Genomic DNA, 14,549 nt, shown 5'->3' on the forward strand with positions numbered 1-14,549 from the left:
ACGGCCCGTTCGCGCGACAATTACGCCACCCGCGGAACGGCATCAAACCGCGACACCACGATATCGCGCTTGGTCTCGTCGACGCGCACCGTCATGTCGAAGCGTCCGTCGCGGAGCTCCTTGTTGAGCACTTCGGCATTGCGATGCAGCCAACTGATGCCGGCGCCGTCGGAAGCGTCGATGGAGAGGTCGAGCGTCGTGCGCGTGGCCGCCAGGCGATCCTCGATCGCTGTCAGCAACGCATCGATCCCCTCGCCTGACGCGGCGGAGACCAGGAAGCATGGCCGCTCCGGCGGGCGGCGCGCGGCGATGTTGCGCAGGTTCTCGCGTTCTTCGGGATCGAAGCGATCGATCTTATTCCAGACCTCGAGGATACGTGCGCCGGCATCCGGATCGGTGCCGAGCTGACGCAGCACGGCATCAACGTCGCGCTCCTGCGCCTCCGCGTCTTCGTGCGAGATGTCGCGCACGTGGAGAATGATATCGGCCTCCAGCACCTCTTCCAGCGTGGCGCGGAAGGCGGCGACGAGCTGCGTCGGCAGGTTGGAGATGAATCCGACGGTATCGGAGAGCATCGCCTTGCCGCCATGCGGCAGGCTCAGCGCGCGCAAGGTCGGGTCCAGCGTCGCAAACAGCATGTCGGCCGCCTGCACTTCGGCACGTGTAAGCCGGTTGAACAGCGTCGATTTGCCGGCATTGGTGTAGCCGACCAGCGCAACCACCCGATACGGCACGCGCTGCCGGCCGGCGCGATGCAACCGCCGCGTCGCCTGCACCTTCTTCAGTTCATTTTCCAGCCGCGTGATGCGGTCGCCAATCAGGCGGCGGTCGGCTTCGATCTGGGTCTCGCCGGGGCCGCCCATGAAGCCGAAACCGCCGCGCTGGCGCTCCAGATGGGTCCAGGACCGCACCAGACGGCTGCGTTGATAGTTCAGGTGCGCGAGCTCGACTTGCAGCGCGCCTTCCTTAGTCTTGGCGCGGCGGCCGAAAATTTCCAAAATCAGTCCGGTGCGGTCGAGCACCTTGGTGTTCCAGGCCTTCTCGAGGTTGCGCTGCTGGATCGGCGACAACGCGCAATCCATCACGGCAAGTTCGATGTCATGGCCTGCGATCAGGCCCGTGATCTCCTCGACCTTTCCCTTGCCGAGGTAAGTCGCTGGACGGATCTGGGTCACTGGCGCAATCAGCGCGTCGGCGATCGTGAGGTCGATGGCGCGCGCCAGACCCGTGGCTTCCTCGAGCCGGGCCTCGAAATCGCGCGCAGCCTCGTTCGCCTGCGCATCGGCATCGCCGCGGCGCATTCGCAAATATGGGCCGATGACGATCACCCGCCCGCTTTGTTTGGCCCCCGCCGACCGCGGACGGTCGGCGCTCCCTTCACGGTCGAAGGGTTCCAATCAGTTCACTTTCAAGCCGGAGCATCCTCGCCGCCCTCGAACAACTGGATCGGAGCGCCGGGCATGATGGTCGAGATCGCATGCTTGTAGACTAGCTGCGAGTGGCCGTCGCGCCGAAGCAGCAAGCAGAAATTGTCGAACCAGGTGACTATCCCCTGCAGCTTTACTCCGTTGACCAGAAAGATCGTCAGTGGCGTTTTTGTTTTACGAACGTGATTTAGGAAGGTGTCTTGTAGATTTTGTGCGCGGTCTGCCGCCATTGTTTTTGTCCCGCCGTCTTGTGCTTCTTTTTATTAAGCCGGTTGTTGCTCTCTCACGGAGCCTGCCCCGACCTGCCGGCCTACCCTGAGATCCCCCTCCGGTCGGCTCGGCAGCACGATTAGAGGGTACGCGCGGTTATTAGGCAAGCCGGTTCGGTCGCCACCGGCGCGGAACCCAGTGGCCATTCTCCGCAAGTGTCCGGAAAGAGATAAATATTCCCAAGCAGATGCATGTATCGGATAGACACCATTGGGTTGAGGGTGCGATCGATTCGTATCGCATAAGTTCAATCAGCCTCAGCCAACACCCAGCGCCTTGAGCTTGCGGTGCAGCGCCGAACGCTCCATGCCGACGAATTCGGCCGTACGCGAAATATTGCCCGAGAACCGGCTGATCTGCGCGATCAGGTAGTCACGCTCGAACACTTCCCGTGCCTCGCGCAACGGCAACCCCATGATGTGCTCACCATTGTTGCTGGTCGGCATCGCCGGCACCATCGAGCCGACATCCTGAGGCAGCATATCGGCTGTGATGATCGCTTCTGGACCGCCGCCGGCCAGAATCATGACGCGCTCGACATTGTTCCGGAGCTGGCGGACGTTGCCGGGCCAGACATGGGACTGCAATACCGCCATTGCATCCTGGCCGATCTGCCGCTTCGGCAAGCCCGTCGCCGCCGATATCTGGTCCATGAAATAATCGATCAGTTCGGGGATATCCTCGCGGCGTTCCGACAGCGGGGGAACACGGATCGGCACCACTGACAGTCGATGGTAGAGATCCTCCCGGAAACGCCCTTCCGCGATCTCCTCCTCCAGATTGCGCGCGGTCGAGGAGATGATTCGGACATCGACATGAATCTTGGCGGCGCCTCCTGAGCGCTGAAAGGTCTGATCGACCAGCACGCGCAGGATCTTGTTCTGGGTTTCGCGCGGCATGTCGGCGATTTCGTCGATGAAGAGCGTGCCGCCGTGTGCCTCTTCCAACGCGCCTGGCTTGCGCGGCTGCTCGCCGTTGGTCTGCTCGATGCCGAACAGCTCGACTTCCATCCGTTCCGGGGTGATCGCCGCGGCGTTGATGACGACGAACGGGCCTTCTGCACGGCTCGATGCATTGTGCAGCGTGCGCGCTGCCAATTCCTTGCCCGAACCGGAGGGGCCGACGATCAGGATACGGCTGTTGGCCTTGGCCGCGCGGTCGATGGTCTGGCGCAACTGGTTCATGCAGGCGGAGCGTCCGGTGAGAACGCTCGCGGTGGGAGCCAGTTGCTTGAGTTCCTTCACCTCGCGCTTGAGGCGCGAGGTCTCCAGCGCCCGCGTCGCCACCAGGATCAGCCGGTCGGACTTGAACGGCTTTTCGATGAAGTCATAGGCGCCCCGCTTGATCGCCGCCACCGCGGTCTCGATGTTGCCGTGGCCGGAGATCATCACCACCGGAACGTCGGCGTGCTCCTTCTTGATTTGCTCGAGGAGTTGCAAGCCGTCGAGCTTGGAGCCCTGCAGCCAGATATCGAGAAACACCAGATGCGGGCGGCGGTTGGCGACCTCGGCCAACGCCGAATCGCTGTCGCGCGCGGTACGGGTATTGAAGCCTTCGTCTTCCAGGATGCCCGCAACGAGGTCACGAATATCGGCTTCGTCGTCGACAATCAGAATGTCACTGGCCATGGGTTACACCTGCCTTGTCAGTTGCCTGTTGCGGCTTCGGTTTTTGTTTCATCATTGGTCGCGGATGCCGCCTCATTGGTTTCGTCAATCTGTGGTTTTGCCTCCGGAGCCGGTTGCTTCGGCGCATGGCCGGATACGGCGAACCGCAGCCGCATCCAGGCGCCGCGCTGTCCGGGGCGGAAATCGGAGGCGTCCTTGAGCTCGATGCGGCCGCCATGGTCTTCCAAGACGCGGCCGACGATGGCGAGCCCGAGACCGGTGCCCTTCTGGCGCGTCGTCACATACGGCTCCAGCAACCGCGCGCGGCTCACTTTCGGCAGGCCGATACCGTTGTCGATCACGTCGATCACGATGTCGTCGTTTTCGCGCGCGGCGATGACGTCGATGCGTCCCTTGCCGAGTTCTTCCGGCGGCACCTGCTCGATCGCCTCCGTCGCGTTCTTGATGATGTTGGTCAGCGCCTGCGAGATCAGCCGGCGGTCGAACTGTGCGCGCATCGGGTCCTGCTTGATATCGGCCTCGATATCGAGATCGGGATGCCCGACCTTCATCAGGAATACCGCCTGCCGTACGGTGTCGGCGACGTCCTCGCCCTCCATGACCGGCTTTGGCATCCGCGCGAAGCGGGAGAATTCATCAACCATCCGCCTGATGTCGTCGACCTGTCGCACGATGGTTTCGGTACATTGTTCGAAGATATTCTTGTCTTCGGTGATGACCTTGCCGAATTTGCGGCGGATGCGTTCTGCCGAAAGCTGGATCGGCGTCAGCGGATTCTTGATCTCGTGGGCGATGCGGCGCGCCACGTCGCCCCATGCCGAGGTACGTTGCGCGGAGACGAGCTCCGTGATGTCGTCGAGCGTGATGATGTAGCTGTCGCGCGACTGGCTGGTCTGCTCGGCGCTGACGCGGACCGACAGGTTGCGCTCATGGCCGTCGCGGGTGATCGTGATCTGGCCTTGCACCAGGCGCTGCGCACCCTCGCGTGCGGTCTTCATCATGTCGTCGAGCTCGGGCAGCACGTCCGACAGCGGATGGTCGAGCGTCTCGGATTCGGCATGGCCGATGAGTTTCTCGGCCGAGCGGTTCAGAATGCCGACACTGCCTGAGGCGTCGACGCCGATGATGCCGGCGCTGGCCGAGGACAGCACGGCCTCGATGAAGCGGCGGCGGCTGTCGATCAGGTCAGAGGCGCTGACCAGCTCGTCGCGCTGGGTGCGCAATTCGGCCGTCATCTTGTTGAAGGTCTCGCCGAGTTGGGCGAGGTCGCCTTCGGATTTATGGACCGGCACCTGGACATGCAGATCGCCGGTCGAAACGATGTTGGCCGCGCTCATCAGATTGCGGATCGGCGCCACCAGCCAGTTGGCGAAATTCAATCCGATCAGCACCGATGCCATCAGAATGGTCAGAGCGATCACGGCAAACATCAGCGCGAAGGCGACCTGGATGCCGAGCCGGCGGGCTTCGATCTGGGCATATTCGGCGACGCTGGCTTCGGTCTGCTTGAGCTGGCTGATCACACGCGGATCGAGCAGGCGTGCCACGTAAAGGAAGGTATCGTCAAAGGCGCGCAACCGGATCACCGCGGCCACATAATTGGCTTCGGGAAAGACCGCGATCGGCGGCTCATCTTCATTGACGTTGCTGAGAAAATCCTGCGGCGGCGTCGTGAATTCCTGCTGGATGCCGGTCTTCGCCGTGACCAGGACGTTGCCATCCTTGTCAACCAGCATCGCGGCTGGCAGGTTTCGCGCGGCTGCATTTGCGGTCAGCAGTTCCTGAAACGACCGCCGGTCCTGATCATACAACGGTCGCGCACGGGCAATATCTTCCGTCATACCCAGGATGTCGCCACGGATAAGCCTTGCGTGCTCCTGCATGTAAGCGCGGGCAACGGTCAGCGAGTTCTCTATGACCTCGCGTGTCGGACCCGAGAACAGCCGGTCGAGGCCGCGGTCGATGGTCACGTTGGCGACGATCGCAACGAGTACGGCCGGCAGCACGGCGATGATGGAGAACAGGCTGACGATCTGAACGTGCAGCCGTGCCGCGGCCCGGCCGCGCCGCCGCGCCTGGATCACCAGCCAGACTTCGCGGGTGATGATTGCGACCAGCAGAAGTGTGGTCGCTGCATTGATCAGCAGGAACGAATAGACAACCTGGCGAGTAGGCTCGATCGGCGTCAGGCCGGCCAAGACGATGAAGGTCAGAAATGCCGACAGCAGCGCGACGGCGACCGCAAGCGGCGCCACCCACTTCCGCAGGATCCCCCCTCCGGATTCGGTAAGCGATGGGTCGAACGATGGTGCCGAGTTCGTCTCTGCGGTGGTCATTCCGGCAATTCGGTGAGCTGAAAGGCTATGGCCCGCCAATTGCGGACTGATGCATTCATATCACAATGTTGCCGAATTGCGGCATCAGTAAGATGTTTGTTTTATCAACAGCTTACGGCCATTCTTTTCACTCGAGTGGTAAAATTACCAAGCGTCGAATCATCCTCGCCAGGCAATTATCCGCAACGTGACGGCAACCCATCGGGGAAGATGCCATCGGCAAGCTTTGTCGCAGAATCGGACAAGGCATGGGGGATTCGGGAAAGACGCCCAAGCCGTCCTGGGCCAGAACCGTGCACCAACATTCGAACCTGAGGTCCCGTCCTGTCCAAGTTCCCGCGCGGCCCTGCCAGCCCCGCATCCATCGTCGCCGCTATGAAGTGGGTAGCCGGCCTTCCGCCAAAGGCACGTGCCAGCTTTGCCAGGGGTCGATGCGTTCGTGGCACCTATGCGCCATCCGATCAGGCCAAGGAGATCACGAAATCCTGTAGCTTCACCAAGCCATCGCGCGTGCTGGCGCGCTTCTCGGTGGAAGGAGGCCTCGACACGAACGACACGTTGCTGCGCGGTTTCAGCTTCCGGCTTGGCAGCGATGGCCAGCGCTCGGAAATATTCACACAGAGCGCCCCGGTTCATTTCGCGAGGACGCTTGACCAGATGTTGGCTTTCCTCCGAGCGCGCATTCCAGGACCCGACGGCAGGCCGGACGTGGAAAAGGTCGAGGCATTCTCAGTTGCCAATCCCGAGACGCTGCATCAGGCAAGCTACATAGCCGCGCATCCACCGCCCGCAAGCTTTGCCTGCACAACCTATTGGGGCGTGCACGCTTTTCCCGCGACGAATTCAAAGGGCGAGACCAGGTTCATCAAGTTCAAGGTCGAGCCGGTTGGCGAACAGGCGACCGAGCCCAAGGCCAGGGTAAGGCCTGCCGGGCTGCTGCGCGACGACCTCGAAACCCGGATCGCGGCTCGCGATATCAGGTTCAGCGCAATGGCGCTTCTAGATCGTCCCGGTGACCCCGTCATGGACGTGACCGTCCGATGGCCCCATGAGGACGGACGCGAAGCGGTGCGGCTGGGAACTATCGTGATCACCGGTGTTGAAGCAAACGATGCGTGCGAGGAGCCCGTCTTCAATCCGGTAACTCTGGCCGAAGGCATCGGTCATCCGCTGGACGAGATGTTTGCGGCCCGCCGCGCCGCCTACACTATCTCGCAGACAAGGCGTCGCTGAGCGGACGAGACCTCCCCGATCACGTTTCGCCTTCCGGCGCGCCATGCTTCTCACGACGCCACGCGCCCGGGCTGACGCCGACCACGGACGAAAATACTCGCGTAAAATGGCTTTGATTGGCAAACCCGGCCGATATCGCAATCTCCGACAGCGGCAGGTCACGGACGGTCATCAACTGCTTGGCCGCCTTCACGCGCTGGCGAAGAAGCCATTGGTGCGGCGGCAGGCCGGTGGAGATTCGAAATGCGCGTGAAAAATGGCTGACCGAGAGATCGAATTCTGCCGCGATCTGTTGCAGCGAAAGTGTCCCGCCGAGGTCGGCCTCCAGTCTTTCACAGGCGCGCTTGACCTGCCACGGCGCAAGGCCGCCGCGGGCCAGCTCGGTATTACGCCGCAGTCCGCCATAGGTCTGGGCAACGTGCGCGGTGAGCGCGAGCATCATGTGATCGATGAAAAGCTGATTGGCCTCGGACGGCCGCCGCAATCCTTCCAGGAACGAGGCGCCGATATGACGGACGACCGTGTCGTCGTGGCCGACGCCGAGCTCACACGCAAGATCGCCAATGCGCGGCGTGCCGGACTGTTCAGCGATGCCGTCGAGCGCCGAGCGCGGAAGATGGAAAAACAGGGAATGAAACGGCTTGTCGATCACATAGCGCGGATCGCACTTGAGATCGTACAGATAGGTTGCACCGGCTCGGACATCCCTCTTCATGATGCACTTGCCGCGCTCCCAAAGCTCGCAGTCCGGATAATCGTGAAGCTTCAGGCTGACGAGAAAGGCGTCCTCCGGTGTCAGCGAGCCGGAAAGACCGGGTACCGGGTTATCATCGCGCGTTTCGGTGACCGCTAGTTCAACGCCGCGCAGTGAACGCGTGACCAGCGACGGCGGCGCATCCTTCAGGTGCAGGAATCGCCCGAGCCTCGCTCCGAAGGCGTCTGCCTGTGCCATTTGCGTCGATCTCGTCGGTGAAGTCGGGCTGGCGGCCGCTCGCCCGTAAAATCCCATTATCTGATATCGGCGCGCAGTCGTCCAGTTTTCCTCGTGGAATTGCAGCATGTCCGTTTCGTGACATCCAGTTGTACTTAGTTCCAACATGTCAACGCTGTTGTCCATTGGCGCAATTGCGCGCTCAGGATGAACAATTTGTAGGCGTGCTTTATTCGAAGGCAGCAATCTGCTGCAGTCAGTCTGCATCTGCTGGCAATTTTGGTCGCGCGCGGACGCTTGATGACGGCTTGCAGCAAAATCGGACAAAGCACGGCGGCTTTGGGAAAGACGAAGGACTGTGCAGCGCCTAGAACCTGCGCCGAAAGCTCGAACGAAGTGCCTTCTCAGCGGCGAGGACAGGTCCATGAGCAGCAAGCCAATCTTGCGCGATCTTCCGCAACACGATCAGCCAGACAGTTCAGCGACGCGCCAGCGCGACTTGCTGCTCACCAAGCGACGTGCTGCCGATGCGGAGATGGCACGGGTGCTCAAGACGAGGCCCGTTAGCATGGCGTCAGACCCGTCCAGTGGCGCGATCACCTTTTGGAAGCATGATCCCCTGCACGACGTCGTCGAACCCATGGCCGATCACGTCATAATGGCTTTCCCCGCCGGGCCCGTGCGGTTCGAGCGCCGTAACGGGAAAGAATTTGTGAATGGATTGACGCGTCCTGGGACCGTGACGGTCATTCCCGCCGGTTCGAGCTCGCGATGGGACATTTATCAGCCTCTGAACGTCGTTCAGCTCTACCTACCGCAGACAACGCTCAAGCGCGTTGCCCACGAAGCCGGCACGGCCGCTCCCGGCGACCTTGTTGAGCGAACTGCGCATCCCGACCTCATCACATCCCGATTGCTCCTGAGTGCGGCGGAAGCACTGGAAGGCAGCGCAGCCCTAGATGCGCTGTTCAGGCACCAACTCACGGATCTTCTGGCCACGCGCTTGCTTGCGGCGCACGCCGGATTACCTGCAACGTTCCAGCCGGTTATGGGCGGGCTGTCGCCCAGGGTGCTGGGTCGCGCCATTGAACGCCTGCGTTCGGATAGCGACGCGGACCTCTCCCTTGCCGCGCTGGCTGCGGATGCCGGCCTGTCGCGCTTTCACTTCTGCCGCGCCTTCAGGGAAAGCACCGGCCTCTCGCCGCATGCCTGGCTGCGCCAGCACCGGCTCGAGCAGGCCATGAACATGCTGCGCGACACCGATGAATCGATCGTGTCGATTGCAGCGACGCTTGGCTATTCCACCCAAACCGCCTTCGCCGCGGCCTTCAGGAAGCTGACCAACGAAACCCCGAGCGATTGGCGCAAACGCATGCGGTGAACATCTTCTTCGCCGACGCTGGCCTGGCGAATGGCAAATGCGAGGTGCTTACCCAGCATGCAAGTGCAGATGACGTGATCGACCGGGTGGCTGCGATGGGAGAAGCGACAATGTTTCCAACCATGGTGTGGATGGTTTTGGCAACGATGGCGTAACCGATTTCAAGTGCCGCAGCGAAAGGAAACAGGAGATGAAGACATTTCTCAGCATCGGAGCAGGCCCGGGGATGGGTTTCGCGACCGCCGAGCGCTTTGCGAAAGAGGGTTTCCAAGTGGTTTTGGCCGCTCGGAGCGTCGCCAAGACGCAAGAGTTGGCCGAAAGGCTAATGTCAAAAGGGTACAAGGCCAACTTTCGCAAAGTGGACGCGAACGATCCGGAGAGCGTCGCTGAACTGGTCGCTGAAGTTCAAAAGCAGCACGGTTCAATCGACGTCTTGCACTACAACGCCGCATCCATGCGCAAGGCGACCCTCTCTGAACAGTCGCGCGACAGCTTCAATGGTGACCTCGCCGTGAATATCGGAGGAGCGCTTGTCGCCGCTCAGGCGGTCGCTCCGAAGATGGAAGAGCTAGAGTCCGGTGCGATTCTGTTGACAGGAGGTGGCTTCGCACTCGCTCCCAGCCCGGACTATCTCTCGATCAGCGTCGGCAAGGCCGGTATTCGCGCTTTGGCTCACGGACTTTTCGAGCCGTTCCGAGAAAAGGGGATTCACGTCGCGACAGTGACTGTCTGCGCCTTCGTTTCCCCGGAATCGAAGGAGGCCTCATCGGTGGCCGAACAATTCTGGCATCTGTACAGCCAGCCGAAGGACTCCTGGACCGTCGAAGCGAACTACAGCCCCGCGAGCGCATAGGGGTCAAAACCGGAAGTCCTGCTGCAAACGCACGCGTTAGCAGCAATCGCTCTACAGGTACGGCAATCGCTCTGGGGCAGATGCAGATTCCATTCGCTAAATGAATTGCGGTGTAACGCTAACAAAGGGAGACAAACAATGGCCTGGAAGAACCTCGTCAGCCCCTTTGCAGTCGCATCGCGGCGAAGGGTCGTTGCGTCCGCCATTATCTACGGACTTTCGCTGGCCGTTCGCTTCACTTCCGCCGCGGGCGAGGAAGTGGAAATCCCGCAGTCCGCGCAAAGGGCTCCTTCCGTAATTTCCATCATGGCCAGGAATGGCGCCCAGCCTCCCTATCAGGACTGGCGAACGAACTCCGCCCCGCCGATTGTTTTTCGCCACGGTTGGTGGCCGGGTTCATCACCCCCCGGCTGCGCCGCTCCGTAAGAGCTAGCGCTTTCGTTTCACGTAATCGCGTCGTCGACCGCAAGAGGCTTGCCGCGACTTGAGCAGCGGCGGTGGTGACGCGCCTGTGCCCGAGAAGATCAAACCAGAGGAGAAGATCACATGCGACTAGTCATCATCGGCGCCGGCTTCGCCGGCATGTATGCCGCCCTTTCTGCTGCCCGCCTGCGCGACATCCAGGGCGTCTTGCCCGAGGAACTCGAAATCGCGCTGGTTGCGCCGGAACCCACGCTGGTGGTTCGCCCGCGGCTCTATGAACCGAAGCCGGAAACCCTGACGGCCCCGCTGCTGGATGTTCTCAAGGCCATCGATGTCGTCTATGTGCAAGGCAGCGCCGAGACGGTCGACACCGAAACTCGCATGGTGCAGCTCGCCACGGGCAAGGGCACGCGAAAGACGCTGTCGTACGACCGGCTGGTCGTGGCTACCGGCAGCCGGCTGTTCCGTCCGAACATCCCCGGACTTGCCGAACACGGTTTTAGCGTCGACAACCTCGATGACGCGGTTGCGCTCGACAAACATCTGCAAGGCTTGGCCGATCGGCCGGCAATCAACGGACGCGACACGGTCGTCGTTGCCGGCGGCGGCTTCACCGGCATCGAGGCAGCGACCGAGATGCCGGTGCGGCTGCGCGAAATCCTCGGCAACAATGCCAAGCCCCGCGTCATCATCGTCGAACGCAACCCTGCGATCGCTCCCGACATGGGCGAAGGCCCCCGCCCCGTCATCGAGGACGCCCTGCGCAAGCTCGGCGTCGAGACCCGGCTCGGTGCCGGCGTCGCCTCGCTCGACCAATCCGGCGTCACGCTTTCCAGCGGCGAGCACATCGAAGCCGAGACCGTGATTTGGGCCGCCGGCATTCGCGCCGCTCCCTTGACGGCGCAGATCCCCGCCGAACGCGATAATTTCGGCCGGCTGCTGGTCGACCGCGACTTGCGCGTGCCGGGAGTGGCCGGCGTGTTCGCCACCGGCGATGCCGCCCGCGCTGCCTGCGACGATATCGGCAACTACGCGCTGATGTCGTGCCAGCACGCCACGCGGATGGGCGCCTTTGCTGGCAACAACGCCGCTGCCGAGTTGCTGGGCGTTCCGACCAAGCCCTACCACCAGAAGGTCTACGTCACCTGTCTCGACCTCGGCGAGGCTGGCGCACTCTTCACGCGCGGCTGGGAGCGCAAGGTCGAGATGGTCGGCGATGTCGCCAAGAAGACCAAGCAGGAGATCAACACCGTCTGGATCTATCCGCCGCGCCCCGAACGTGCCGCCGCGCTCGCGTCGGCCGATCCGGAGCGTGTCACCGATCTCTGAATACCTTACCAGCATCGCTTCCCACGCGGGAAACGCCGCCCGCCCAATCAGATGATCCTCAACACACAGCAGGAGACGAAGATGAACCAGATGATCCGCAACACACAGCGGCAGACAAACATGAACCTGGACAACACCTCACACCTGGGCAGACCGGCGACCGACGAGTTGGTTCCGTCGCGCTATGCGCTGCGGGTCGGTGAGATCGACGTGCTGGTGATCAGCGATGGGGTGCTAACGCCGCCATCCGAGTCCATGGCTACCAACGCCGATCCGGCCGTCCGGGCGGCCTGGCTGGACGACATGTTCCTGTCGCGGGACGCGTTCGATTGGGCGCTGAACGAGGTCGTGGTGCGTAGCTGCGGCCAGACCATACTCATCGACAGTGGGCTGGGGGTTGAGTACCCGGACTTTCCGCGGGCCGGGCAGTTGGGCCTGCGACTGGGGGCCGCCGGCATCGATCTTGGGTCGGTGACCGACGTGGTGCTGACCCACATGCACTTTGATCACGTTGGCGGGCTGCTCGTCGACGGGGTGAAGGACCGGCTTCGCCCGGACCTGCGGATCCACGTGTCCGCCGCGGAGGTCAAGTTCTGGGCGTCACCCGATTTCTCCCGCACCGCCATGCCGCCGGCGCTTGCGGACGTGGCTCGGTCGGCGGCCACGCGGTTCTTGAAGGAGTACCACAGCCATTTGCGGCCGTTCGAGGAGGAGTACGAGGTGGCGCCGGGCGTTGTCGTCAGTCGCACAGGCGGCCACACCCCCGGGCACAGCGTGGTCCGCCTGACGTCCGGCGGCGACCGGCTGATGTTCGCGGGCGACGCATTATTCCCGGTCTCGTTCGACCATCCCGACTGGCACAACGGCTTCGAACACGACCCCGAGGAGGCGACCCGCGTCCGGCTCCGTCTTTTGCGGGAGCTGGCGGCGACCGGCGGGCTACTGGCGGCGACTCACATGCCGTTCCCATCCATCGGCCGAGTGGCGGCCGCCGGCGACGTCTTTCGTTGGGTGCCGGCCTGGTGGGACTACTGACCGCTTGTCGGGTTAGGGCCGAACGAGGGCGCGGGCTCATAGCGTTAATGAGTGCACGCCCCCTCTCCCGGTTGGATGCGGATGCCGTTGACCGAAAAGCAGATCAGCGGCATCGCCGCAGGGAGGCAGGCCAGAAGGAAGCGATGAACGAGCTGTTGGCGGAATGCAGCCATCGCTGGGCCACCGCGCAGCGATGGCGGGCGAACAAGCATAGGGATCGGCCGTGGCCGGCGGATAGGCCGATGCAATCCCTAGCCGCCGCTCCGATAGACCTGGATATCGAGGTCCCTGATCTTCTTCCGCAGCGTATTGCGGTTGAGGCCGAGCAGGTCGGCCGCGCGAATCTGGTTGCCTCGCGTGGCCGCCAGCGCCGCGGTGAGCAGCGGTACCTCGATTTCCTTGAGGATGCGGTGGTAGAGACCCGGCGGCGGCACGCCGTTCGGAAAGCCCGAGAAATGCGAGGACAGGTAGGCCTCGACCGCGCCCCCGAGGTTTTCCACGCCAATCGGGGCGTTGCCGCCCGAAGTGACTGCCGGCGGCGCCAGCTCACCATCGATCACCGAGGCCGTAATGACATCCTGCGGATAAAGCGCAGCCAGCCGGCGCGCGAGGTTTTCGAGCTCGCGCACGTTGCCGGGCCAACGGTGCTGCTTGAGCCGTTCCAGCGCCAGCGTGTCGAGCTTCTTCGGCGGCAAACCGTCCTTTTCGGCGAGCGAAAAGAAATGCCTGATGAGATCGGGCAAGTCCTCGATCCGCTCACGCAATGGCGGCAGACGCAGAGGCACCACGTTCAGGCGGAAGAACAAGTCTTCCCGGAACAGGCCCTGCTGGATCAGGATGCGCAGATCCTTGTTGCTCGCCGCTACGATCCGTACGTCGGTCTTGATCGGGGTACGGCCGCCGACGGTGGTGTATTCGCCCTGCTGCAGCACCCGCAGTAGCCGCGTCTGCGCCTCCATCGGCATGTCGCCGATTTCGTCAAGAAACAGCGTGCCGCCCTCGGCCTGTTCAAACCGGCCTGAGGCGCGGGTGTTGGCGCCGGTGAACGCGCCGCGCTCGTGGCCGAACAGCTCCGATTCGATCAGGTCGCGCGGGATCGCCGCCATGTTGACGGCGACGAACGGGCCGTTGCGGCGCTTGCCGTAGTCGTGAAGCGCGCGGGCAACCAGTTCCTTGCCGGTGCCGGACTCGCCGGAGATCATCACCGTGAGGTCGGTCTGCATCAGCCGCGCCAGCACGCGGTAGATCTCCTGCATCGCCGGCGAGCGGCCGACCAGCGGGATCGAATCGAATTCACCCTCGTCCGCCGCGCTCGTCACCCGCTCCTTCGGCTCGGCCAGTGCGCGGCCGACGATGGTGATGAGTTCCTTGAGGTCGAACGGCTTCGGCAGATATTCATAGGCGCCGCGTTCCGACGCCCGGATCGCCGTCATGAAGGTGTTTTGGGCACTCATGACGATGACGGGAAGGTTCGGCCGCATCTTCTTGATGCGGGGCAAAAGATCGAACGCGTTCTCGTCCGGCATCACCACGTCGGTGATGACGAGATCGCCCTCGCCCTGGCTCACCCAGCGCCACAGCGTCGCGGCATTCCCGGTCAGGCGCACTTCATATCCGGCGCGCGAAAGAGCCTGGTTCAGAACCGTGCGGATGGCGGTGTCGTCATCGGCAACGAGTATGCTACCTGCTGCGGGCATTGCTAT

At 62.7% G+C, this 14,549-nt stretch carries 13 protein-coding genes; 7 read left to right on the forward strand and 6 right to left on the reverse strand.

Translation table 11 applies throughout. The annotated features are described in order from the left end of the window. Nucleotides 1–20 precede the first annotated feature (20 nt). The 4 genes from hflX to V1277_RS32135 all read right to left on the reverse strand — a co-directional run bounded on the left by hflX (nt 21) and on the right by V1277_RS32135 (nt 5,661). Nucleotides 21–1,397, reverse strand: a complete 1,377-nt coding sequence (gene hflX, locus V1277_RS32120) for a GTPase HflX (RefSeq protein ID WP_334419739.1) — start codon at nt 1,395–1,397, stop codon at nt 21–23. Between the two features lie 11 nt (nt 1,398–1,408). Beyond that, nucleotides 1,409–1,657, reverse strand: a complete 249-nt coding sequence (hfq, locus tag V1277_RS32125; protein WP_006020546.1) for an RNA chaperone Hfq — start codon at nt 1,655–1,657, stop codon at nt 1,409–1,411. Nucleotides 1,658–1,954: 297 nt separating this feature from the next. Continuing rightward, nucleotides 1,955–3,325, reverse strand: coding sequence for a nitrogen assimilation response regulator NtrX (gene ntrX, locus V1277_RS32130; RefSeq protein WP_028346102.1), 1,371 nt, complete (start codon nt 3,323–3,325; stop codon nt 1,955–1,957). A gap of 17 nt (nt 3,326–3,342) precedes the next feature. After that, complete coding sequence (locus tag V1277_RS32135) at nt 3,343–5,661, reverse strand: sensor histidine kinase NtrY-like (protein ID WP_334419740.1); 2,319 nt, start codon at nt 5,659–5,661, stop codon at nt 3,343–3,345. A gap of 375 nt (nt 5,662–6,036) precedes the next feature. Between V1277_RS32135 and V1277_RS32140 the strand changes: the two genes are divergently transcribed. Continuing rightward, nucleotides 6,037–6,894: a catalase gene (locus tag V1277_RS32140; RefSeq protein WP_334419742.1), complete on the forward strand. Its 858-nt coding sequence runs from the start codon at nt 6,037–6,039 to the stop codon at nt 6,892–6,894. Nucleotides 6,895–6,913: 19 nt separating this feature from the next. On the opposite strand, the gene V1277_RS32145 is transcribed toward V1277_RS32140, so the two are convergent. Beyond that, nucleotides 6,914–7,846 carry a helix-turn-helix domain-containing protein gene (locus V1277_RS32145; protein WP_334420512.1) on the reverse strand — a complete coding sequence of 311 codons (933 nt, stop codon included), beginning with the start codon at nt 7,844–7,846 and terminating at the stop codon, nt 6,914–6,916. A gap of 403 nt (nt 7,847–8,249) precedes the next feature. On the opposite strand from V1277_RS32145, the gene V1277_RS32150 reads away from it, so the two are divergent. The 6 genes from V1277_RS32150 (at nt 8,250) to V1277_RS32175 (ending at nt 12,846) form a co-directional block, all read left to right on the forward strand. Beyond that, nucleotides 8,250–9,206, forward strand: a complete 957-nt coding sequence (locus V1277_RS32150) for a helix-turn-helix transcriptional regulator (RefSeq protein ID WP_334419743.1) — start codon at nt 8,250–8,252, stop codon at nt 9,204–9,206. Continuing rightward, on the forward strand, nt 9,203–9,361 hold the full coding sequence (locus tag V1277_RS32155; RefSeq protein ID WP_334419744.1) for a hypothetical protein: 159 nt from the start codon (nt 9,203–9,205) through the stop codon (nt 9,359–9,361). Before V1277_RS32150 ends, V1277_RS32155 begins: the two co-directional genes overlap by 4 nt. A gap of 35 nt (nt 9,362–9,396) precedes the next feature. Further along, nucleotides 9,397–10,059, forward strand: coding sequence for an SDR family NAD(P)-dependent oxidoreductase (locus V1277_RS32160; protein ID WP_334419746.1), 663 nt, complete (start codon nt 9,397–9,399; stop codon nt 10,057–10,059). 138 nt (nt 10,060–10,197) lie between these two features. Then, nucleotides 10,198–10,485, forward strand: a complete 288-nt coding sequence (locus V1277_RS32165) for a hypothetical protein (RefSeq protein WP_334419747.1) — start codon at nt 10,198–10,200, stop codon at nt 10,483–10,485. A gap of 120 nt (nt 10,486–10,605) precedes the next feature. Beyond that, nucleotides 10,606–11,811, forward strand: coding sequence for an NAD(P)/FAD-dependent oxidoreductase (locus V1277_RS32170; RefSeq protein ID WP_334419748.1), 1,206 nt, complete (start codon nt 10,606–10,608; stop codon nt 11,809–11,811). Nucleotides 11,812–11,892: 81 nt separating this feature from the next. Further along, nucleotides 11,893–12,846, forward strand: coding sequence for an MBL fold metallo-hydrolase (locus tag V1277_RS32175; protein WP_334419749.1), 954 nt, complete (start codon nt 11,893–11,895; stop codon nt 12,844–12,846). A gap of 251 nt (nt 12,847–13,097) precedes the next feature. Here V1277_RS32175 and ntrC read toward each other — a convergent pair whose 3' ends face one another. Beyond that, complete coding sequence (gene ntrC / locus V1277_RS32180) at nt 13,098–14,543, reverse strand: nitrogen regulation protein NR(I) (RefSeq protein ID WP_334419750.1); 1,446 nt, start codon at nt 14,541–14,543, stop codon at nt 13,098–13,100. Nucleotides 14,544–14,549 lie beyond the last annotated feature (6 nt).

Source organism: Bradyrhizobium sp. AZCC 1588 (assembly GCF_036924735.1).
In the GTDB taxonomy this organism is placed as follows: domain Bacteria; phylum Pseudomonadota; class Alphaproteobacteria; order Rhizobiales; family Xanthobacteraceae; genus Bradyrhizobium.